The sequence below is a fragment of the Microvirga guangxiensis genome, assembly GCF_900102135.1.
Lineage (GTDB): Bacteria > Pseudomonadota > Alphaproteobacteria > Rhizobiales > Beijerinckiaceae > Microvirga > Microvirga guangxiensis.
The window spans coordinates 137,988-159,198 of the sequence record NZ_FMVJ01000005.1; the positions used below are offsets into that span (position 1 = coordinate 137,988).

Consider the following 21,211-nt stretch of genomic DNA (forward strand, 5'->3'; position numbering starts at 1 on the left):
CTGAAAGACCAACGAAAAACGGGCTTGAGAAGCCAACCTGCAGCTTGGCTGTTCTTGAGACAGATCAATTTCGCCTTCCCCAGGAGCAGCTACAAGATCCTGCGATAGAAGCCCTCTGAGAGGAACAGGACCATGCTCGATCTCGCTACGCTCTCCGAAAACCTGAAGCGCACCCGTGACGAGATCAAGCTCAAGATCCATCTCGGCTCGAAAGATTTACAGGAAGAGTGGAGCGAGCTCGAGCAGAGCTGGGCCAGCTTCGAAAGCAGAGCGCAACTCGACAAAAGCGCCCGTGATGTAAGCGACGCAGTCAAAATCCTCGGCTCGGAGCTGAAGGATGCTTACACACGCATCCTGAAGGCGCTCTGACGATGTCTGGTTCTTCGCAGCTTCACCGTGAGCTTGCTGCTCTGCATGCGGAATTGAGCAAGTCCTCGAGCGCAGGCGCAAAGCCGCAAGAATCTGCAGAGACTGAAGCTGCCAACGGTCCTGCTCAATCGCCAGGAGCCTATTTCGATCAGCAGCTGAATGAATTGAGCAAAGCGCTGTCCGACTACACGGGCACCGCTGAAGACCTCATTGCCGAGCACCCGCTGGCGTCCGTGCTCGGCGCATTCGTCGTGGGACTTGCGCTTGGACGCATGGTGGGAAGGGCGTGATGACCATGATGGACGGCATCGTTCGTAATCTTCGCGTTCTGTGGCGAGCCGAGTCGATCATCGCCGATATCCGATTCCGGCAGATGATGACCCGTTCGTCATTGAGAGGAGCCGCTGCTCTTCTCGGCCTGTTTTCTTATGCCATGGGCAATTTGGCCGTGTTCTTTGCGCTCGATCAGGCCTGGGGTTCCATCCAGGCAGCCGCCCTCGTGGCGTTCGGCAACCTTGTCGTCGCCATTTTGCTGCTGGTGCTGGCCGAGAGATCAAAGCCCGGGCGGGAGATGGAGCTGGCGCTCGAAGTGCGCAACTCAGCGCTCGAGGCGCTGGAGACAGACGCGCAGGCAATTCAGCTGCAACTCACCGATTTACGGGATGAAGTGCGCGGCATGAAGCAGGCCATCGTTGGCTTCGTCCGCCATCCGATCGACTCGGCTTTGCCCGCGATGCTCGTGCCTCTGGCTGGAGCCGTGATCAAAAACCTCAAGAAGCCCGCCAAGGAATCCTGATCTTGCCGGCATCGGTGAAAGCAAAAGGCCGGAGCTTTACATGCTCCGGCCTTTTTCGATTTAGCGGCGCTTGTCGGAAGAGCGCTTCTTGTCCTTCGGGCCTTTGCGGTCTGAGAACTCAGCCTTACCCTTCGGCCCCTTGGACGCGAAAGGCGGCTTGCCTTCGCGGGGACCTTTGCGGTCGGAGAACTCGCCCTTTTCCTTAGGGCCTTTGCGATCCGAGAACTCCGTTTTGGCCTTCGGACCCTTGGATTTGGGGCCATCCCAAGGCTTTCCACCTGAAGGTTTTCCCGAAGACTTGCCGCCATGCGGCGCATCGGCGGGCTCGATGCGGATGTCCTCGTCGTTGGCCTTGCGCACGGCGGAGGCGAATTTCGGCGCGTGAGATTTGGCGATCTGGAACTTCGACTCGCTGTCGAAAATCTTGATCGATCCGATCTCCCTCTTCGTTACGTGGCCGAGACGGCAGATGATCGGAAGCAGCCAGCGCGGGTCGGCGTTGTTGCGGCGTCCCACGCTCATGCGGAACCACACCATGTCTTCCGACGAGCCGTACCCGCCGTCCTCCGATGATCCGCGGCCCCAGGTCTTGCCGCCTGAGCGGTCTTCCTGACGCTCCCGCTTGTCCTTGCGGTCACGCGGGGCGCGGTTCTCGCCCGGGTCGAAGACTTCTTCGGGAGCAGGCAGGCGCGAGCGGTGAAAGCGCGCCAGGGCATTGGCGATCTCTTCAGCCGATTTCTTCTCCATGAGCACGCGAGCCATGGCGACATCTTCTTCGGTGCTCTCTTCCGCGAAGATCGGATCGCTCATTAGGCGCTCGCGATCGAGCTTGCGGATCTCGTCGGCCATGGGAGGGCCGGCCCATTCCACATCGATGCCCGCCTGATCGATCAGGCGCTCTGCCTTGCGGCGGCGCGTATAGGGCACGAGCATCACGCACACGCCCTTGCGGCCCGCACGGCCCGTGCGGCCGCTGCGGTGCAGAAGCGTCTCGTGATCGTTCGACAGGTCGAAGTGAATGACGAGGCCGAGATCCGGCAGGTCGATGCCGCGCGCGGCAACGTCCGTGGCGACGCACACGCGCGCCCGCCCGTCACGCAGGGCCTGCAGCGCATGGCTGCGCTCGCTCTGGCTGAGTTCGCCGGAGAGGGCGACGGCAGCGAAGCCGCGCTCGACGAGGCTCGCATGAAGGTGCCTGACCGCCTCGCGGGTATGGCAGAACACCATCGCGCCGCGGCTCTCGTAGAAGCGGAGCAGGTTCACTGTGGCGAGTTCGACCTCGTTCGGCGCGCAGCGGATGGCGCGATACTCGATGTCGCCATGCGACTGGTTCTCGACCAGCGTGTCGATGCGGTGAGCATCGCGCTGGTAGCGGCGCGCAAGAGCCACGATGTTCTTGGGCAGCGTTGCCGAGAACAGAAGCGTGCGGCGGTCTTCCGGCGTCGCGTCGAGAATGAACTCGAGATCCTCGCGGAAGCCGAGGTCGAGCATTTCGTCCGCTTCGTCGAGCACGACCACCTTCATCTTCGAGGTGTCGAGACGTCCGCGCTCCAGGTGGTCGCGCAGGCGGCCCGGCGTGCCGACGACGATATGGCACCCGTCTTCCAGCGCGCGCTGTTCGCGGCGCACGTCCATGCCGCCGACGCAGGATACGACGCGGGCGCCTGCGGGGCCGTAGAGCCAGATCAGCTCGCGGTTGACCTGAAGCGCCAGTTCGCGGGTCGGGGCGATGATGAGGGCAAGCGGCTCGCGCGGCTGACCGAGGCGCTCGGCATCGCCCAGGAGGGTCGAAGCCATGGCCAGGCCATAGGCCACGGTCTTGCCTGAGCCGGTCTGGGCGGAAACGAGAAGGTCGCGGTCGTTTGCCTCCGCGTCGAGAACGGCGGCTTGAACGGGGGTGGGGTCGTTATAACCTCGGTCGGCGAGAGCGCGCTCGAGGCTTGGATTCGTCTTGGGGAATGGCATGAAAGAGGGATGAACCGGTTGGAGGGAGCTTCCATGAGCTCCGATAAGGATGATCAGCCAGAGGCAGCACCGTCGTCTATCTCGTCGATCGACACCAGGAAAACCACATCGATATTGATGTCGCCTGAGTCTTCGCCGTCTCCGACCTCGTCCTCGTCCTCTTCGTCCAGAACCTCATAGAAGGCATCGATTTCGTCTTCGGATGCCGTTCTGGTTGTCAAGGCAGCTGAGCCGTCCCACAGGAAGCGGCCCTCGCTCTTAAACGACTTCAGGTCATCTTTAAAGCTCTCACTCAAAAAGAGCTCCTGGGCCTGTTCCTCATCGGCATTGGTCACGGCAACCGCCTTGCCGCCAATTTCCAGGGTAACCATGGGGATGTCCCTTCATCGCTCAAGCTGGGTCTCTTTGCCTAACGCATATCAGGGAATTTCGATCAATTCCGCTGTTCTGGAGCTTACAGGGTGTAGCGCAGGGCCTCGCTGGCGGCCCGCAGAGCCGGGAGGAAACGCTCTTCCATCTCCGAGGCCGGAACCCGGGCCGCCTGGGCGCTGAGGTTGAGGGCGATGGTCACCTGGCCGTTCTGCACCAGAGGGACGGCGATGGAGCGCAGCCCCAGTTCAAGCTCCTCGTTGACGATGGCATAGCCCTGCTGGCGCGTATTCTCTAGCACGCGGCGAAGCTCGTCCTTGCTCGTGATGGTCTTCGGCGTGCGGGGCTCCAGGCGCACCCGCTGGAGATAAGCCTCGATCCCCTCCGTCGGCTGATGGGCGAGGATCACTCGGCCAAGCGACGTGCAATAGGCGGGCAGGCGGCTGCCGACACCGAGGCCGATGGACATGATGCGACGCGTGGCTGAGCGGGCGATGTAGACGATATCGTCTCCGTCCAGCACCGCGGCAGAGCTGGATTCGCCGGTCTCCTCAGAAATCCGCTCCAGAAAGGGCTGAAGCCGCGTGGCAAGCGCCGTCGAGGAGAGATAGGCATAGCCAAGCCTGAGGATGCGCGGACTCAAGGAGAAGTAGCGTCCGTCGAAATCCGCGTAATGGAGCTTGGTGAGCGTGCGCAGGTAGCGCCGCGCGGCCGCGCGGGTAATGCCGGTGATTTTGGCGACATCCGTCAGGGTGAGCCGGGGACGATTGGCATCGAAGGCCTCGATCACCTGTAAGCCTTTTTCGAGACTCGCCACAAAATCGCGGTCCTCGCTATCTTGTTTTGTGGTCTCATGTGCCTGCATGAGGGTCTCCAAAGAGCGGCGAGTTCGACTCAAGTGGTCTTGACACCGCCCTCATGAATCGTCCTTGATGTTCGATATGGTAATCAATGTTCGCAATGCGCACAAGATGATTGCCGTCGAACCAAGAGACCGAGATCCTTAAAACGAGATCAGGCGGCTGGCAGGGAAGGAAACGAGGATGACAGCAGGTAAGAGAATTCTGGGTGCGGCCGTCGGCGCATTGCTGATGAGTTCCGTCTCCGCATACGCTGAAACCATCAAGGTCGGCATCATCGGCCCCTTCTCGGGACCGTTCGCCCTGCAGGGCAAGAACTTCCAGGCTGGCGTAGAGGCCTACATGGCGCTGAACGGAAAGTCCGTGAAAGGCCATGACATCGAAGTCATCTATCGCGATCTTCCCGCTGCCAACCCCGCCCAATCCCGCGCGCTCGCGCAGGAACTCGTGGTGAAGGAGAAGGTGCAGTATCTCGGCGGCGTCTATTTTACGCCGGACGCCATGGCGATCACGCCGCTGCTCGCGCAGGCCAATACACCGCTCGTGATCTTCAACGCGGCCACCTCCGCTATCATGAACACGTCGCCGCTCGTGGTCCGCACCTCGTTCACGACCGCGCAGACGACGCACCCGCTCGGCAAGATCGCCTTCGACGAAGGTGTGAAGAAGGCCATCACCGTGGTGAGCGATTACGGCCCGGGCGTCGATGCGGAGAATGCGTTCAAGAAGGCGTTCGAAGCAGCGGGCGGCCAAGTGACCGAATCCATCCGCATGCCGATGAACACCACCGATTTCAGCCCGATCATGCAGCGCGTGCGCGATTCCGGCGCGACGGGTCTCTTCACCTTCCTGCCCTCCGGACCGCCGACTCTCGGCTTCGTGAAGGCCTTCAACGAGACGGGCCTCAAGCAGGCCGGAATCAAATTCTACGCTCCGGGTGATCTGACCCAGGAATCCGATCTGCCGGCGCTCGGCGCGGCGGCGGAGGGGCTGAAGACCAGCTTCCACTACGCGGTGTCGCATGACAGCCCGGAGAACAAGAAATTCGTGGAGGCCGCGACCAAGGCGATTGGTGGAGCCGACCAGCTCTCCTTCCCGTCGGTCGGCGCCTATGACGGCATGCATGTCATCTACAAGATGATCGAGGCCACCGACGGCAAGCAGGACGCGAAGAAGGCGGTGGATGCAGTGAAGGGCCTGTCCTGGACGAGCCCGCGCGGACCGGTGCGCATCGAGGCCGATACCCGCCACATCACGCAGAACATCTATCTGCGCGAAGTCGCGAAGGGTGCCGACGGAAAGTACATCAACAAGGAAATCCAGACCTTCGCCGATCAGAAGGATCCCGGTATGCCTACGCAGTAAGGCGAAGCCATCGGGGCGGACGCGATCCGATTGATCGCGTCCGCCCTCTCTCTTCATTCGGGCCTGAGCGAACGGACAACCCTCATGCAGACCATCCTCAGCATTGCCATCGACGCTTTAGCGTTCGGCATGGTGCTGTTCATCATCTGCATCGGCCTGTCGCTCACCATGGGCCTGATGCGCGTCGTGAACCTCGCTCATGGCGCTTTCGCCATGATCGCGGGCTACATCGCGTCCTATGCCGCGCGCGACCTGGGGCTCGGTTATGCGGTTGCGATTTTCCTCGCCATTATCGGCACGATCATCATCTCGATTCCGCTGGAGCGCTTCCTCTATCGCCGGATCTACGGAAGCCCGGAGCTGACCCAGGTTCTGATGACCATCGGCATCACCTTCTGCGTCATCGGAATCACGAACTATTTCTTCGGTCCCACGCTCAAGACCATTCCGCTGCCGCAGGCTTTGAGCCAGCCTGTCGATGTGGGCTTTCGCACCATTGCGGCGCACCGGCTTTTCGTGATCGCCTGCGGCGCGGTCGTCGCCGGGGGATTGTGGTATCTCATCGAACGCACGAGCTTCGGCATCAAGCTGCGGGCGACCGTCGACAACGCGGCCATGAGCGACGCGCTCGGCGTGCGCACCCAGGTCGTCTATGCCATCAGCTTCGCTATCGCCATCGGTCTCGCAGCGCTCGGCGGCGTGGTGGGCGCGGAGTTTCTGCCCATCGAGCCCTACTACGCTCTGCGCTATATGGTGACCTTCCTCGTGGTGGTGTCGGTCGGCGGCGCAGGCTCCATTCCAGGCGCGGTCATCGCCTGTCTCCTGTTGGGGTTCATCGATACGACCGGGCGCTACCTCATGCCCGAATTCGGCAACTTCTTCTTCTATGCCGCGGTGATCCTCATCGTCTGCCTGTTCCCGCGCGGCTTCCTGGGAAGGGCGCAGTAACATGCAGATGACGGCTCAGGCAGGGACGGTGTCGGCAGCGCCCAGAGCGAAACGCCTCTGGTGGCGCGATGTGGTCGGGATTGCCTTGATCGCCGCTTGCGGCGCGGCCGGCTACTGGCTCTTTCCCGACAATCTCGCGCTGCTCACCCGGATCGTCGCCGTGGCCCTGCTGGTCCTGTCCATCGATCTCATCGTCGGCTATTGCGGCGTGGCTACCCTGGGTCAGGCGGCATTGTTCGGCGCAGGTGCTTATGCGGCAGGCATCGCCTGCGTGAACGGCGTGACCGAACCGATGACGCTGATCGCGATTGGCGCTGTTGCCGGTGCGGTGGCGGGTCTCGTCATGGGCGCGATCATGCTGCGGGCGCACGGGCTGGCGCAGCTCGTCCTCTCCATCGCCATCGTGCAGCTCTTTCATGAAGCCGCCAACAAGGCATCCGCCTATACCGGCGGCAGCGATGGCTTGGCGGGACTGATGGTAAGTCCGCTCTTCGGGATCTTCGAATTCGATCTCTGGGGCAAGACGGCCTACCTCATGGGCCTCGCGCTGCTTCTCCTGGTCTTCATCGCGCTAAAGTTCGTCGTGGCGTCGCCCTTCGGCATGCTGTGCCGGGGCATCAAGCAGGATCCTCTGCGCATCCGCGCCATGGGAGCCTTCGTGTTCCCGGTCCTCCTGAAGATGTTCGTGATTTCCGGCGCGGTGGCCGGCATGGGCGGCGCGCTGGCTGCCATCTCCACGCAGGTGGTCGGTCTCGACAGCGTGAGCTTCGAGCTGTCCGCGAATGCGCTCGTCATGCTCGTGCTCGGTGGGCTCGGAACGCTCTATGGCGCGCTGATCGGAACGGTGATCTTCATGGGCTTCGAGCACATGGTTTCCGCCATCAATCCGTTTCACTGGATGACGATGGTTGGCGCATTGCTGATCGCCGTCGTTATCGCGGCGCCCGGCGGCTTGAGCAGCCTATTTGAAAGGTTCTCTGCATCGCGGGGAGGGAAGGCATGAGCGATCTCTTCCGCGTCGAGAACCTTTCCAAGTCCTTCGGCGGTCTCGCGGTAAGCCGCGAAATCTCTCTGTCCATGGGGGCGGGTGAACGCCTGGCGCTGATCGGTCCCAATGGCGCCGGCAAGACCACCTTCGTCAATCTGGTTACGGGGCAGATCAAGCCGAGCGCCGGACGTGTCGTGCTGAATGGCGAGGATGTAACGGGGCTGGGCGCGGTGCGGCGGGTGCGGAAGGGGCTGGTGCGCACCTTCCAGGTGACGCGTCTCTTTTCCGAACTGACCCCTGAAGAACATGTCACGCTGACTCTCTTGCAGCGGGAAGGAAAGGCCTCGCGGATCTTCAGCCGCTTCCGCGGCAATTCTGCCGTCGCCGACGAGGCGCACGACATTCTCGGCGCCCTTGGACTGCACGAAGTTGCACGGCGCAAGGTCGGGCAGATCGCCTATGGCCAGCAGCGACTTCTGGAAATCGCGATAGCGCTCGCTCTGAAACCGAAAGTGCTTCTGCTCGACGAACCTGCGGCTGGAGTTCCATCCGCCGACACGCCGCGCATCGAGCAGGCGCTGGAACGCTTGCCGCCGAGCCTCGCCGTGCTCATGATCGAGCATGACATGGATCTCGTGTTCCGCTTCGCAAAGCGTGTAGTGGTGCTCGCGGCGGGGGAAATCATCTTCGAGGGATTGCCGTCGGAGGTCGCTGCCGATCCGAAGGTGCGTGAAGCCTATTTGGGGAATTATGCCAATGCCCGCAGCGTCGCTTGAGGTCAAACACCTGAGTGCGGGCTATGGCCCGACGATGGTGCTGGAGGATGTATCCTTCGCGGTGCCCGCTGGCGCGCGCCTGTCCATCCTCGGGCGCAACGGCATGGGCAAGACCACGCTCCTCTCGACGCTCATGGGCATGAACCGTCGCTATGGCGGCGAGATCATGGTCGGTGGAAAGGACCTGTCGTCGTTGCGAAGCTCCGAGCGGGCGCGCCAGGGTGTCGGGCTCGTCCCGCAGACGCGCGACATCTTCCGCTCGCTCACGGTGGAAGAGAACCTCGTCGTCGGCATCAAGGATCGCCCGCGCAGCGCCATCCAGGAGGCGTATGACATGTTCCCGCGCCTGTTCGAGCGCCGGAACAATCTCGGCTGGCAATTGTCGGGCGGGGAGCAGCAGATGCTCTCGACCGCCCGCACGATCCTGGGAAAGCCCTCGGTGCTGCTCCTCGACGAGCCGCTCGAGGGATTGGCTCCGGTGATCTGCGAAGAGCTGATGGCTGCTTTCACGCGTTTGGCCTCGCGCGGCGAGATGACGATCCTCCTCGTGGAGCAGCGCCTGGAAAGCGCCCTCGATTTCGCCGAATCCGTGCTGATCCTCGAACGCGGCCGGATCGTCTGGCAGGGCACGAGCGAGGCCCTGAGAGCCGACCATGGCTTGATCGAGCATTACATCGGCGTCGGCTCGCTGCATTGAGGATGGACATGACATTTCTTCGCGCCAACGGCATCGTTCTTCACCATCAGGTCATCGGACGCCCTGATGCCCCCGCGCTGGTGTTCAACAACTCCCTCGGCAGCGATTTCCGCATCTGGCAGGAAGTGGCGCCTGCCTTCTCGGACCGTTTCCGCGTCGTCCTCTACGACAAGCGCGGGCACGGCCTCTCCGATGCGCCGCGAGGACCCTATACGATCGACGATCACACGGACGATCTTCTGGCGCTTCTCGATCATCTCCGGATCGAAAGCGCGTCCCTCGTCGGCCTCTCCGTCGGCGGCCTGATCGCCCAGCGCGCCGCAAGGCGGGCCGCTGGGCGCGTGAAGGCTTTGGTGCTCTGCTGCACGGCGGGGAAGATCGGTGCGCCCGAACTCTGGGCGGAGCGGATCACGGCGGTGGAGAAGGGCGGTGTCGAACCCATCGCGGACGGCATTCTGCAACGCTGGCTCACTCCGAACTTTCACGAAGCACGCAAGGACGATGTGTCGGGCTGGCGCAACATGCTGGTACGCATCCCGGCCCATGGCTATGCCGGAACATGCGCCGCCATTCGCGATGCGGATCTCACGGCGGATGCGGGAAAGATCGCGGTCCCGACCCTCTGTGTCGCAGGCGATCAGGATGGCTCCACGCCCGCCGATGTGGTGCGCAGCACGGCCAATCTCATCCCCGGTGCGCGTTTCGAGCTGATCGAGAACTGTGGACACATCCCCTGCGTCGAGAAGCCGAAGGTGCTCACGCAACTCATCCAGAACCATCTTCAGGAGGTCGGTCTTGTCTGACGATCAGGGCAGCGAACGCTACAAGGCCGGCATGGTGGTGCGCCGCCAGGTTCTCGGCGACGCGCATGTGGACCGCGCCACCGCGCAGATGACCGAGTTCGATGCGGATTTCCAGACCTTCATCACGGAAGGGGCCTGGGGCTCGGTGTGGGCGCGTCCGCACTTCACCAAGCGCGAGCGCTCCATCGTCACCATCGCGCTGCTTGCCGCGCTCGGGCAGGACGAGGAGGTTGCCATGCACGTGCGTGCCACGTGCAATACCGGCGCCACCAAGGACGATATTCGCGAGGCTCTCTTGCATGTGGCGGTCTATGCGGGCGTGCCCGCGGCCAACCATGCCTTCAAGATCGTGAAGAGAACCTACGACGAAATGGAAAAGGCGTGACAGCTGAAAACAGTGGCTCTGCAGGGAGGGCAGCCATGTCGGATCAGGGACCATTCTACCAACGGGACAGGAGCTGGCATCCGCCGGCCTTCACCCCCCAATACAAAACCTCCATCCTGCGCTCTCCGCAATACCCGCTGCTGTCTCTCGACAACACGATTTCCGAGATGACCGGGCCGACTTTCGGGCACAACAAGCTCGGCCCTCTCGACAATGATCTGATCCGCAATTTCGCCAAGACCGGAGACCCGATCGGCCAGCGCATCATCGTGTATGGCCGGGTGCTGGATGAGAATGCGCGTGCGGTTCCCGGTGCCCTGGTGGAGTTCTGGCAGGCCAATGCGGGCGGGCGCTATCGGCACAAGAAGGAAACTTATCTTGCCGCCATCGATCCCAATTTCGGCGGCTGCGGGCGCGCGATCACGGACGAAGAGGGACGCTACTGGTTCCGCACCATCAAGCCCGGCGCTTATCCCTGGCCGAACGGCGTCAATGACTGGCGGCCCGCGCATATCCATTTCTCGGTGTTCGGCCACGCCTTCGCGCAACGCATGATCACGCAGATGTATTTCGAGGGCGATCCGATGATCTGGCAATGCCCCATCGTCTCGACCATTCCCGACAAGAAAGCCATCGAGCAACTGATCGCGGCGCTGGACCGCGAAAGCACGCTGCCCATGGATGCTCTCGCCTACAAGTTCGACATCGTTCTGCGCGGCCGCCGCTCGACCATGTTCGAGAACCGCATGGAGGGGAATTGATGGTTCAGAAACTCGACAGATTGAAGGAATCTCCCTCCCAGACGGCTGGCCCCTACGTCCATATCGGCGCGACGCCGAACTGGGTCGAGATCACGGGCGTATGGAACGAGGATCTCGGTCTCGTTCTCGTCGGTCCGGAAACCAAAGGTGAGCGCATCGTCGTGCAGGGGCGCATCTTCGACGGAAGCGGAACACCCTTGAAGGATGCGCTCGTCGAGATCTGGCAGGCGGACGCGCAGGGGCTATACAACAGCCCGCAGGAGAAGCGCGGCAAGGCCGACCCGCATTTCACCGGCTGGGGACGCCAGCCGACGGACGGAACGACGGGCGAGTACAGGTTCGAGACCATCAAGCCCGGACGCGTCCCTTATAAAGACGGTCGCCTCATGGCGCCGCACATCACGTTCTGGATCGTCGCGCGGGGCATCAATATGGGCCTCCATACGCGGATGTATTTCGGCGACGAGGAAGCCGCCAATGCGGAATGCCCCGTTCTCGCGCGCATCGAGCACAAGGTGAGAGTGCCGACCCTCATCGCCTCGCGCAGCGAGGAGAAGGGCATGCCCACCTATACCTTCGACATCCGCTTGCAGGGTGAGAAGGAAACCGTGTTCTTCGATATTTGACAGTGAGAAGCATGGCCAAGTTTCAAAGCCTACACGACGCAGTCAGGGACAACCTTAAGGACGGGGACGTTGTCGCCTTCGAGGGGTTCACCCATCTCATTCCCCATGCGGCCGCCCATGAGGCTATCCGCCAGGGGCGCAAGGACCTGACGCTGATCCGCATGACGCCCGACATCATCTACGACCAGATGATCGGCATGGGGCTCGTGAAGAAGGTCGTCTTCTCCTACGCGGGCAATCCCGGCGTGGGTCTGCTTCGACGCATGCGCGATGCCATCGAGAATGGCTGGCCTCGTAGCATCGAAACGGTGGAGCACAGCCATGCGGCCATGGCGAACGCCTATGAAGCCGGTGCTGCGGGTTTGCCCTGCGCCGTCTTCCGGGGGTATCGCGGGGCAGGGCTGAAGGACGTGAACCCTGAAATCCGCAGCATCACCTGTCCGTTCACGGGCGAGGAACTGGCAGCCGTTCCCGCGCACCGCCCCGACGTCGCCTTCGTACATGCACAGAAAGCGAGCAAGCGCGGCGACGTGCTCGTGGAGGGCATTATTGGGGTGCAGAAGGAGGCGGTTCTCGCCTCTAAGCGCGCCGTCGTGACGGTGGAGGAGATCGTCGACGATTTCGACGATCTTCACCCGAACCTCTGCGTGCTGCCGCACTGGACAGTGACGGCCATCGCGCATGTGCCGGGTGGCGCGCATCCGTCGTACACGCACGGCTATTACGACCGCGACAACGCCGCTTATCTCGAGTGGGACAAGGTTTCCGCTGACCGGGATCTGTTCATGCAGTGGATGAAGACGAATGTTCTCGAAGCGGGCCCCGGAGCCTTCGCCGAGCGCGTGAAAGGGCTGTGACCATGGCAACGATCTCCGATTTCACGCCCAACGAGATGATGACCATCGCGGCGGCCCGCGCCCTGTCCAACGACGATGTATGCTTCGTCGGCATCGGCGCGCCGTCCGCGGCCTGCAACGTGGCGCGCCTCACCCATGCACCGGACATCACGCTGATCTATGAGAGCGGCACCATCGGCACCGCGCCGGACGTGCTGCCGCTGTCCATCGGCGATGGGGAATTGTGCGAGACCGCGCTCACCACGGTCTCGGTGCCGGAGATGTTCCGCTACTGGCTGCAGGGCGGACGTATCTCCGTGGGCTTCCTGGGAGCAGCCCAACTCGATCGCTTCGGCAACATCAACACCACGGTGATCGGCGATTACCATAAGCCCAAGGTGCGCCTGCCGGGCGGCGGCGGCGCGCCCGAGATCGCGACCTCCTGCAAGCAGGTGTTCATCACCATGAAGCAGGCGACGCGCGGCATGGTGGAGAAGATCGACTTCTACACTTCCTTCGGCCATGGCGACGGCGGCGATCACCGCCAGCGTCTCGGCATCACGACGAAGGGCCCGACCCTGCTCATCACCGATCTCGCCCTCTGGAAGCCCGATCCAGAGACCAAGGAATTTACGGTCGTCTCCATGCATCCGGGTGTTACGCGTGAGAATGTTCAGGAGACCTGCGGCTGGAAGGTGCGCTTCTCCGACAGGCTCGAAGAAACGCCGCCTCCCACCGAACTCGAACTTACCACCCTGCGGGAACTCCAGGCTCGGACTGAGCGCGCCCATGGCGGAAAGAAAGGAAGCTAGTGATGCGTGAAGCCTTTATCTGTGCGTATGTGCGCACACCCATCGGCCGCTACGGCGGAGCCCTGTCCGGCGTGCGTACCGACGATCTCGCCGCCGTGCCGCTCAAGGCGCTCATGGAGCGCTATCCAACCATCGACTTCGAGGCCGTCGATGACGTGATCTATGGCTGCGCCAACCAGGCCGGCGAGGACAACCGCAACGTGGCCCGCATGGCCACGCTGCTTGCAGGCCTGCCGGGCTCGGTGCCCGGGACTACCATGAACCGCCTGTGCGGCTCGGGCATGGATGCCGTCATCGCAGCCGCCCGCGCCATCAAGGCAGGCGAGGCCGAACTGATGATCGCAGGCGGTGTCGAGTCCATGTCGCGCGCGCCCTTTGTCATGCCCAAGGCCGAAACCGTGTTCTCGCGCAGCACGGAGATCCATGACACCACCATCGGCTGGCGCTTCGTGAATCCGCTCATGAAGCAGCAATACGGCATCGATTCCATGCCCGAGACCGGCGAGAACGTGGCTGAGGAATATCGCGTCTCCCGCCAGGATCAGGACGCCTTTGCACTGCGCTCGCAGCAGAAAGCCGCTATTGCGCAGGAGAACGGGCGCCTAGCCCAGGAGATCGTTCCGGTGATGATCCCGCGCCGCAAGGGCGATCCGGTGATCGTCGACAAGGACGAGCATCCGCGCGGCGACACGACGCTGGAGCAGCTTGCCAAGCTGTCGACACCGTTCCGCAAGGACGGCACGGTCACGGCCGGCAACGCCTCGGGCGTGAACGATGGGGCGGCGGCGCTGATCATCGCGTCGGAGGACGCTGTGCGGAAGTACGGGCTCGAGCCGCTTGCCCGCGTGGTCAGCGGTGCCACGGCGGGCGTGGCGCCGCGCATCATGGGCATCGGCCCGGTGCCGGCGACGCAGAAGCTGTGCGCGCGGCTTGGCCTGAAGCCGTCCGATTTCGATGTGGTGGAGCTGAACGAGGCGTTTGCCAGCCAGGGCATCGCGGTGCTGCGCGAGCTTGGGCTTGCGGAGGATGCGGCGCATGTGAACCCGAATGGAGGCGCGATTGCGCTGGGGCACCCGCTCGGCATGTCGGGCGCGCGGATTGCCGGCACGGCGGCGCTGGAGCTGAAGCTCACGGGCAAGCGTCGTGCGCTGGCTACCATGTGCGTCGGCGTCGGCCAGGGCATCGCCGTCGCGCTGGAAGCCGTTTGATCGCCGAGGAGCATTCCATGCAGGCGCTTCCCCATCCTTGGCTCCAGTCTCTCGTCGGTGACGAGGAGGTGGGGGCTATCTTCTCCAACGAAGCCGAACTCTCGGCCATGCTGGAGGTTGAAGCGGCGCTTGCCAGGGCGCAATCCGAGGTCGGATTGATCGACAAGGAGGCGGCGGAGAGAATTGCGGAAGCATGCAAGTCCTTCCGTCCCGATTGGCAGAAGCTGGCGCAAGGTCTTGCCCAGGACGGCGTCATCGTTCCCGAACTCGTGAAGCAGCTTCGAGCAACGGTTGGCGACCCGCACGGCACTTCCGTCCATCTCGGCGCGACAAGCCAGGACATCATCGACACCGCTCTCGTGCTGCGGCTGAGAGGCATCATCGAAATCTTCGAAGCCCGGTTGTCCGATCTGCTCTCTGCTCTCCGCGACCTGCGCACGCGTGACGGCGCGGTGAAGCTGATGGCGCATACGCGCATGCAGCAGGCATTGCCCTTCATGGCGGCCCACAAGATCGACACATGGCTGCAGCCGCTGGAGCGTCACGCCGAGAACCTTGCCGCTCTCGCGCCGCGCCTTCTCGTCGTGCAACTGGGTGGCCCCATCGGCACGCGCGGCGAGTTGAAGGATCGCGGCGATGCGGTTGCCGAAGCCATGGCGGGCATCTTGGGTCTCGGCTATGCGCCGCCGTGGCATTCGCAGCGCGACCGCATCGGAGAGTTCGCTGCCTTTCTGTCGCTGCTTTCTGGCACGCTCGGCAAGATCGGTCAGGATATAGCCCTGATGGCGCAGAACGAGGTGAGTGAAGTGCGCCTCGCCGCCGTTGGAGGCTCGTCCGCCATGCCGCACAAGTCCAATCCGGTTCAAGCCGAACTGCTCGTCGCACTCGCCCGCTTCAACGCCGGCCTGCTCGGCACGCTGCATCAGGCGCTCGTGCACGAGAATGAGCGCTCGGGAGCCGCATGGACACTGGAATGGATGGTGCTGCCGCAAATGGTTGCGGCGACGGCAGCCGGATTGAGAAAGGCGCAGGCGCTCGCCGAAGGGTCGGGTTTTCTGCCGTCTTCAGGGGCGGAGCATTAGGCATCACCCACGATGACAGTCACTCTGCCGCTTCCGCCGCAATCAGGACAAGGCCGCTGCTCCAGCTGGCCTGATCCGCTGCAGGCGGGGCAGATGTTCTCGCCGGTCTGCTTGGTGCCGGGAGCGTCTTCATCGCCTGATTTCTTTCCGTCTTTGTCGCTCATCGCATCGTCTCCTTCACAGGTGAACGTCGTGAGCGAGCGACGGTTCGTGCTTCGGGAGCAGGCCGGCTGACGGGAATGGTCGAAAGGCGTCGCATGCGATGCCGTGCAGGAGAGAACGACAATGCGCACCAAGGTTGCGATTATCGGCGCAGGGCCAGCTGGGCTTCTGCTCGGGCAGCTCCTGCACAGGCAGGGCATCGAGACGATCATCGTCGAGCGACGCAGCCGTGAATACGTGCTGGGCCGCATCCGCGCCGGTGTGCTGGAACAGGGAAGTGTTGAGCTTCTGGAAAAGGCGGGTGTCGGCGAGCACGTGCATGCCAAAGGTCTGGTGCATGACGGCGTCGAGTTCTGCTTCGACGGCGACAAGAACCGCTTCAATTTCCGCGAGCTGATCGGGCGCACCGTCACCGTCTATGGCCAGACGGAGGTGACGCGCGATCTCATGCAGGCGCGGGATGATTGCGGGGCAGTGTCCATCTACGAAGCGGACAAGGTGTCGGTTCATGACTTCGATACCGACAAGCCGAAGGTGCGGTTCGTGAAGGACGGCGTCCCGCAGGAGATCGCCTGCGATTTCATTGCAGGCTGCGACGGGTATCATGGCGTTTGCCGCGCCAGCGTGCCGGAAGGTGCGCTCACCACCTTCGAGCGGGTTTATCCCTTCGGATGGCTCGGGCTTCTGGTGGATCGTCCGCCTGTGGCGGATGAGCTGATCTATGCGCACCACGAACGGGGCTTCGCCCTCTGCTCCATGCGGTCGCCGACCCGCAGCCGCTACTACGTTCAGGTGCCGTCCGGCGAAAAGGTCGAGGATTGGTCCGATGAGAGGTTTTGGGACGAGCTGCGCCGGCGCGTCGACAGAGAGACGGCGGAGAGGCTCGTCACAGGTCCATCCATCGAGAAGTCCATAGCCCCCCTGCGGAGCTTCGTGGCCGAGCCTCTCCGGTTCGGACGCCTGTTCCTGGCGGGCGACGCCGCCCATATCGTGCCGCCTACAGGCGCCAAGGGCTTGAATCTGGCCGCCAGCGACGTGGGAGTCTTGGCGGAAGCGCTGACCGAATATTACCAGGAGCGCTCTCCGGCAGGCATCGACGGCTATTCGGCCCGGGTGCTGGCCCGTGTCTGGAAAGCGGAGCGGTTCTCCTGGTGGATGACCTCGATTCTCCACACCTTCCCGGAGACGGACGCCTTCGGGCGCCGGATGCAGCGGACCGAGTTCGATTATCTGGTCAGCTCCGAGGCCGCCGCGAAGGCCATGGCCGAGAATTATACAGGCCTGCCTCTATAGCCTTACGGGGTGTGAACAGCGCCTGAGACCAGTATGGACAGGAGGCGACCAATATGAGACCAGTTAGGCGTGACCCTTACTGGCCCCGCACCCCGCTTCCGGTCCCTGTACCGGCAATCTGTTCCCGGTTCCCGCATCAATGAAGACGGGCTGGGGCTGCTCGGCCATTGCGCTTGGATCATCGATGGAGCCACCGGGCTCTCAACCGAGCAGCTGACCAAGGGCGGCAGCGACGCTGCGTGGCTCGCAGGGGTGATCGACAACACATTGGAAAAGCTGGTGGAATTGGGCAGCCAGGGGGCGGGTTTCCTGGCCTCTCTGGAGACGGAAGCCCATAGGGCCTTCGAACACGCGACTGCCCATCTTCCCGGCCGCCACGTGAGTCACGCCCCTTCGGCGTGCCTGGGTCTGATAGAGGCCCGGGAGAACGGCGGATCGATCCGGCTCCAAGGCTTCTTCCTGGGGGATGTGGTGGCGCTGGTGCCCACGGAGCGGGGGATCGAGCGCTGGACCGACGAGCGCTCGAAACCCTTCGAGAAAAAGACGCTTGCCGCGCTCGAGGCCGGAGGGCACGAGCCGGGGCGGATCCCCGAGGCGGTGAGACGCCAGATTCTGGAAAACCGCAGCAGCCTGAACCAGCCTGACGGCTATTGGGTCGTGAGCCCCAGCCAGCCTTTTGCCGGGCGCGAACTGCGCTTCGAGGCGCAGGTGCCGAAAGGCGGGGAGATCGTGCTTGCCACCGATGGCTTCATGCGGCTTGTGGACGTTTTCGGAGCTTATACGGACCAGTCCCTTCATGCCGCGCTGGCTGAGGGCAGGGGGGACGCGCTGATCGAGGAATTACGGACACTGGAACGCAGCGACCTCCTGTCGGGGGCATATCCGCGCGTGAAGACGCACGACGATGCGACGGTGCTCGTGATCGCAGCCGAAACAAGCGGCTGAAGAGAATTCCGGGAGCGCCGTGAAGGTGTCTGCCGGTGGGAGGACTAAGGACTTCAACAATGAGGGAACTGACAATGAAACTGACCCGACGCATTCTGATGGGCGCTGCCGCCGGCAGCTTCATCCTTTCGGCCGGAGCCGCCACGGCTCAGCAGACCGAGCTGACCTTCTGGAGCTGGCGCCAGGAAGACAAGGCGTTCTACCAGGACGCCATCAAGAAGTTCCAGGCGAAAGAGCCGAACATCTCGATCAAGTTCGAGACCTACGCTCCTGAGAACTACCAGACCATTCTCTCCACGGCGCTCGCCGCCGGCCGCGGGCCGGACGTGATCCAGGTTCGCGCCTACGGCAACCTCGAGACCATCGCGACTCCGGGCTATCTCGTGGCGCTCGACAAGAACAACGTGCCGGAGCTGGCGAACTTCCCCGAGGCCGCGCTTGCCGCCGAGACGCTTCGCTCCGACGGCAAGGTCTATGCCGTGCCGTTCGCCATGCAGACCCAGCTCGTGGTCTACAACAAGAAGATCTTCAAGGACAACGGCCTGAACCCGCCGAAGACCTGGGACGAGCTGATGAGCCTCGCTCAGGCCCTGAAGGCCAAGAACATCACGCCGTTCGGCAACGGCACCGCGACCGCATGGCAGAACGAGACCATCGTCGGCGGCCTGCTCTCGTCCATGCTCGGCAAGCAGTTCGAGGAGGACATCGTCTCCGGCAAGGCGAACTTCACGGATGCGCGCTTCGTGAATGCGCTCGCCAAGCTGAAGGACGTGAGCCAGTACTTCGCGCCGAACTTCACCGGCGTCGATTATCCGTCCTCGCAGCAGCTCTTCGTGGCTGGCCGCGCGGCCATGTTCGCCGGTGGCTCCTATGAGGTTGCCAACTTCAAGAACCAGAACCCCACGCTCGATCTCGGCGTGTTCCCGGCTCCGGTCCTGAAGGCTGGGGATCAGGCTCTGGTTGCGACCTATTATGACGGCGGTTATGCGGTCAACGCGAAGTCCGAGAAGAAGGACGCCGCGCTCAAGTTCATCCGCTATCTCGCCACGCCCGAATACGGCACGGCCTTCACCAACACCCTGAAGAACCTGTCGCCGATCAAGGGCATCAAGATCGAGGATCCGATCACGCAGGAAGTGGCGAAGCTCACCGAGAACGCCATGTCGTACCTGATGCTCGTGCGCTTCCGCTATCAGGAGCCGAGCGGCTCGGTGCTGCTGCAGTCGAACGTGCAGAAGATGCTCGCCGGTCAGCAGACGCCTGAGCAGGCCGCTGCCGAGATCAACAAGGGCATCGCGACCTACTACAAGCCGTTCCAGAAGTAAGCCTCTGAAACGAAGGCGGCGGATGCTTCATCCGCCGCCTTTTCTTGAAAGATCCTCCCATGCCCGTCTCGCCCAAACAGGCCCGCACGCTGAAGCATCGCAGCTGGGTGGCGTTTCTCGTCGTCCCGCCCGTCGTGTTCATGTCGCTGTTCGTGGTCTATCCGATCCTGTCAGCTTTCGCTTACGCGTTCTATGAATGGCAGGGGCTGGCGCGCGGCGAGTTCGTGGGGCTTGCGAACTTCAGGGAGGTGCTGTTCGGCGCCACCATGGCGCCCACCGTGTGGAACGCCTTCCTGCATAATGTCTATGCGCTCATCGCGCTCATGATCATCCAGAACGGCGGTGGGTTCCTCCTCGCCTGGCTGCTCTACAAGGAGCCCTTCGGCTTCCGCTTCCACCGGGTTGCGGTCTTCGTGCCGGTGGTTCTGTCCACGATCATCGTGGGCTTCCTCTGGAAGCTCTTCCTCAACCCGAATTTCGGCATCATCAATCAGGCGCTCTACTCGGTGGGCCTCGATTCATGGGCCAAGCCCTGGCTGGGCGATTCATCGACCGCGCTCGGCGCGCTCATCCTCGCCAATGCCTGGCACTTCGTGGGTTTCCCCACCCTCGTCTATCTCGCTGGCATGCAGCGCATCCCGTCCGAGATCATCGAGGCGGCGCGCCTTGACGGCACAAGCGAGTGGCAGCTGCTCAAGAACATCGTGTGGCCGCTGGTTGCGCCCAGCACGACCATTCTCTTCACGCTGCTGTTCATCGGCGCGTTCAACTGGTTCGAGATTCCGTACGTGATGGTCGGCCTCGACGGCTCGCCCTTCGGCTCGACCGACGTGCTCGGTCTCGTGTTCTACCGCACGGCCTTCGGCAACCAGAGCGCCAGCATCCAGAATTTCGGTTTGGGTTCGGCGCTCGCCACCCTCATCTTCCTCTTCATCGTCGTTTTCGCATCCATGCTCACCTTGTGGCTGCGTCGCCGGGAGATCCAGTTTTGACCGCCATGGCCACATCCCCGGCTTCCCGCCAGCCCATCTCCTTCGCGTTTCTCGCTCAGGTGATCCTGATCGCGAACTCGTTCATCATGCTCTATCCGGTCGTGGTGATGGTGCTTTCCGCCTTCAAGACGACGGGCGAGATCTTCGAGCATCCCTTCGCGCTTCCCGACTTCACCCAAGTCGGCAATTTCGCCAAGGTGCTCGGCGAAACCGCGATGCCGACATACTTCGTGAACTCGATCATTGTCACCGGCGTCTCGATCCTGCTCATCCTTGTGCTCGGCACCATGGCGGGCTATGCGGTGGCGCGCTACGAGTCGCGCACCAACACCTTCATCCTGCTGTTCTTCCTCGCAGGCCTGATGCTGCCCCTCAAGCTCGCGGTCATTCCGCTCTTCATCCTGCTGAGGGACCTGAACCTGCTCGACAGCCGCTGGAGCCTGATCGTCACCTACACGGCCATCGGACTGCCATCGGCCGTGTTCATTATGGCGGGCTTTCTGCGCTCGCTGCCTTCCGAGCTGGAGGATGCGGCGCGCATCGACGGCGCATCCGAGCCTCGCATCATGTGGTCGGTCATGCTGCCGCTCGCGCGTCCGCCCATGGCGATTGCCGCCATTCAGAACGCGGTGCCGATCTGGAACGACTTCTTCTTTCCTCTCGTCTTCATCCAGACTGATGCCTACAAGACCCTGCCGCAGGGCCTCACCACCTTCATGGGCGAGTACACCACCGACTGGGGCATGCTGTTCGCGGGACTCACCATCGCCGCAGCGCCTATCACGCTGCTCTACATCGCCCTGTCGCGTCAGTTCATCCAGGGCATGACGGCGGGAGCTGTGAAGTAG

The 21,211-nt window shown here is 62.9% G+C and carries 25 protein-coding genes; 21 read left to right on the forward strand and 4 right to left on the reverse strand.

Annotated elements, in window-relative coordinates; genetic code table 11:
- The first annotated feature begins 132 nt into the window (after positions 1-132).
- From BLP10_RS09515 to BLP10_RS09525, 3 genes are read left to right on the forward strand one after another with little or no spacing between them, the layout of a single operon-like run.
- On the forward strand, positions 133-369 hold the full coding sequence (locus tag BLP10_RS09515) for a hypothetical protein (RefSeq protein ID WP_091133743.1): 237 nt from the start codon (positions 133-135) through the stop codon (positions 367-369).
- A 2-nt stretch (positions 370-371) separates the two neighbouring features.
- Positions 372-659 (forward strand): hypothetical protein, encoded by a 288-nt coding sequence (locus BLP10_RS09520; protein ID WP_091133745.1) that lies wholly within the window; start codon positions 372-374, stop codon positions 657-659.
- Positions 659-1,165: a hypothetical protein gene (locus BLP10_RS09525; protein WP_091133747.1), complete on the forward strand. Its 507-nt coding sequence runs from the start codon at positions 659-661 to the stop codon at positions 1,163-1,165. The genes BLP10_RS09520 and BLP10_RS09525 overlap by 1 nt, the downstream gene beginning before the upstream one ends.
- A 60-nt stretch (positions 1,166-1,225) precedes the next feature.
- Here BLP10_RS09525 and BLP10_RS09530 read toward each other — a convergent pair whose 3' ends face one another.
- From BLP10_RS09530 to BLP10_RS09540, 3 genes are all read right to left on the reverse strand, one after another.
- Positions 1,226-3,130: a DEAD/DEAH box helicase gene (locus BLP10_RS09530; RefSeq protein ID WP_091133749.1), complete on the reverse strand. Its 1,905-nt coding sequence runs from the start codon at positions 3,128-3,130 to the stop codon at positions 1,226-1,228.
- Positions 3,131-3,183: 53 nt separating this feature from the next.
- The gene (locus tag BLP10_RS09535) at positions 3,184-3,501 is read right to left on the reverse strand and encodes a hypothetical protein (protein ID WP_091133750.1); all 318 of its coding nucleotides are present in this window, start codon (positions 3,499-3,501) and stop codon (positions 3,184-3,186) included.
- A gap of 83 nt (positions 3,502-3,584) precedes the next feature.
- Positions 3,585-4,364: an IclR family transcriptional regulator domain-containing protein gene (locus BLP10_RS09540; protein ID WP_091134281.1), complete on the reverse strand. Its 780-nt coding sequence runs from the start codon at positions 4,362-4,364 to the stop codon at positions 3,585-3,587.
- Between the two features lie 178 nt (positions 4,365-4,542).
- On the opposite strand from BLP10_RS09540, the gene BLP10_RS09545 reads away from it, so the two are divergent.
- The 13 genes from BLP10_RS09545 to BLP10_RS09605 all read left to right on the forward strand — a co-directional run bounded on the left by BLP10_RS09545 (position 4,543) and on the right by BLP10_RS09605 (position 15,646).
- Positions 4,543-5,724 carry an ABC transporter substrate-binding protein gene (locus BLP10_RS09545; protein ID WP_091133751.1) on the forward strand — a complete coding sequence of 394 codons (1,182 nt, stop codon included), beginning with the start codon at positions 4,543-4,545 and terminating at the stop codon, positions 5,722-5,724.
- Positions 5,725-5,808: 84 nt separating this feature from the next.
- On the forward strand, positions 5,809-6,672 hold the full coding sequence (locus BLP10_RS09550; protein ID WP_091134283.1) for a branched-chain amino acid ABC transporter permease: 864 nt from the start codon (positions 5,809-5,811) through the stop codon (positions 6,670-6,672).
- A 7-nt stretch (positions 6,673-6,679) separates the two neighbouring features.
- Positions 6,680-7,675, forward strand: coding sequence for a branched-chain amino acid ABC transporter permease (locus BLP10_RS09555; RefSeq protein ID WP_244510483.1), 996 nt, complete (start codon positions 6,680-6,682; stop codon positions 7,673-7,675).
- The gene (locus BLP10_RS09560; RefSeq protein WP_091133753.1) at positions 7,672-8,436 is read left to right on the forward strand and encodes an ABC transporter ATP-binding protein; all 765 of its coding nucleotides are present in this window, start codon (positions 7,672-7,674) and stop codon (positions 8,434-8,436) included. Before BLP10_RS09555 ends, BLP10_RS09560 begins: the two co-directional genes overlap by 4 nt.
- Positions 8,417-9,133 carry an ABC transporter ATP-binding protein gene (locus BLP10_RS09565; RefSeq protein WP_091133755.1) on the forward strand — a complete coding sequence of 239 codons (717 nt, stop codon included), beginning with the start codon at positions 8,417-8,419 and terminating at the stop codon, positions 9,131-9,133. The genes BLP10_RS09560 and BLP10_RS09565 overlap by 20 nt, the downstream gene beginning before the upstream one ends.
- 8 nt (positions 9,134-9,141) lie before the next feature.
- Positions 9,142-9,936 carry a 3-oxoadipate enol-lactonase gene (gene pcaD, locus BLP10_RS09570; protein WP_091133757.1) on the forward strand — a complete coding sequence of 265 codons (795 nt, stop codon included), beginning with the start codon at positions 9,142-9,144 and terminating at the stop codon, positions 9,934-9,936.
- Between the two features lie 31 nt (positions 9,937-9,967).
- On the forward strand, positions 9,968-10,321 hold the full coding sequence (pcaC, locus tag BLP10_RS09575; RefSeq protein ID WP_175493880.1) for a 4-carboxymuconolactone decarboxylase: 354 nt from the start codon (positions 9,968-9,970) through the stop codon (positions 10,319-10,321).
- A 35-nt stretch (positions 10,322-10,356) separates the two neighbouring features.
- Positions 10,357-11,082 (forward strand): protocatechuate 3,4-dioxygenase subunit beta, encoded by a 726-nt coding sequence (pcaH, locus tag BLP10_RS09580; protein WP_091133761.1) that lies wholly within the window; start codon positions 10,357-10,359, stop codon positions 11,080-11,082.
- On the forward strand, positions 11,082-11,708 hold the full coding sequence (pcaG, locus tag BLP10_RS09585; protein WP_091133763.1) for a protocatechuate 3,4-dioxygenase subunit alpha: 627 nt from the start codon (positions 11,082-11,084) through the stop codon (positions 11,706-11,708). The genes pcaH and pcaG overlap by 1 nt, the downstream gene beginning before the upstream one ends.
- Positions 11,709-11,719: 11 nt before the next feature.
- Positions 11,720-12,565 (forward strand): CoA transferase subunit A, encoded by an 846-nt coding sequence (locus BLP10_RS09590; RefSeq protein ID WP_091133765.1) that lies wholly within the window; start codon positions 11,720-11,722, stop codon positions 12,563-12,565.
- 2 nt (positions 12,566-12,567) lie between these two features.
- A complete protein-coding gene (locus BLP10_RS09595; RefSeq protein ID WP_091133767.1) occupies positions 12,568-13,356 on the forward strand; it encodes a CoA-transferase subunit beta in 789 nt (262 codons plus the stop codon).
- A gap of 2 nt (positions 13,357-13,358) precedes the next feature.
- A complete protein-coding gene (gene pcaF / locus BLP10_RS09600; protein ID WP_091133768.1) occupies positions 13,359-14,564 on the forward strand; it encodes a 3-oxoadipyl-CoA thiolase in 1,206 nt (401 codons plus the stop codon).
- A 17-nt stretch (positions 14,565-14,581) separates the two neighbouring features.
- Positions 14,582-15,646: a 3-carboxy-cis,cis-muconate cycloisomerase gene (locus BLP10_RS09605; RefSeq protein ID WP_091134285.1), complete on the forward strand. Its 1,065-nt coding sequence runs from the start codon at positions 14,582-14,584 to the stop codon at positions 15,644-15,646.
- On the opposite strand, the gene BLP10_RS23150 is transcribed toward BLP10_RS09605, so the two are convergent.
- Positions 15,643-15,810, reverse strand: a complete 168-nt coding sequence (locus tag BLP10_RS23150) for a hypothetical protein (protein WP_175493856.1) — start codon at positions 15,808-15,810, stop codon at positions 15,643-15,645. The genes BLP10_RS09605 and BLP10_RS23150 overlap by 4 nt on opposite strands.
- Before the next feature lie 121 nt (positions 15,811-15,931).
- Here BLP10_RS23150 and pobA point away from each other — a divergent pair, with 121 nt between their 5' ends.
- The 5 genes from pobA to BLP10_RS09630 all read left to right on the forward strand — a co-directional run bounded on the left by pobA (position 15,932) and on the right by BLP10_RS09630 (position 21,211).
- Positions 15,932-17,101: a 4-hydroxybenzoate 3-monooxygenase gene (gene pobA / locus BLP10_RS09610; RefSeq protein ID WP_091133770.1), complete on the forward strand. Its 1,170-nt coding sequence runs from the start codon at positions 15,932-15,934 to the stop codon at positions 17,099-17,101.
- A 69-nt stretch (positions 17,102-17,170) separates the two neighbouring features.
- A complete protein-coding gene (locus BLP10_RS09615) occupies positions 17,171-18,046 on the forward strand; it encodes a hypothetical protein (RefSeq protein WP_091133772.1) in 876 nt (291 codons plus the stop codon).
- Positions 18,047-18,120: 74 nt separating this feature from the next.
- Complete coding sequence (locus BLP10_RS09620; protein WP_091133774.1) at positions 18,121-19,371, forward strand: extracellular solute-binding protein; 1,251 nt, start codon at positions 18,121-18,123, stop codon at positions 19,369-19,371.
- A gap of 59 nt (positions 19,372-19,430) precedes the next feature.
- Positions 19,431-20,363 (forward strand): carbohydrate ABC transporter permease, encoded by a 933-nt coding sequence (locus BLP10_RS09625; RefSeq protein ID WP_091133776.1) that lies wholly within the window; start codon positions 19,431-19,433, stop codon positions 20,361-20,363.
- Positions 20,364-20,368: 5 nt separating this feature from the next.
- Positions 20,369-21,211 (forward strand): carbohydrate ABC transporter permease, encoded by an 843-nt coding sequence (locus tag BLP10_RS09630; RefSeq protein ID WP_175493881.1) that lies wholly within the window; start codon positions 20,369-20,371, stop codon positions 21,209-21,211.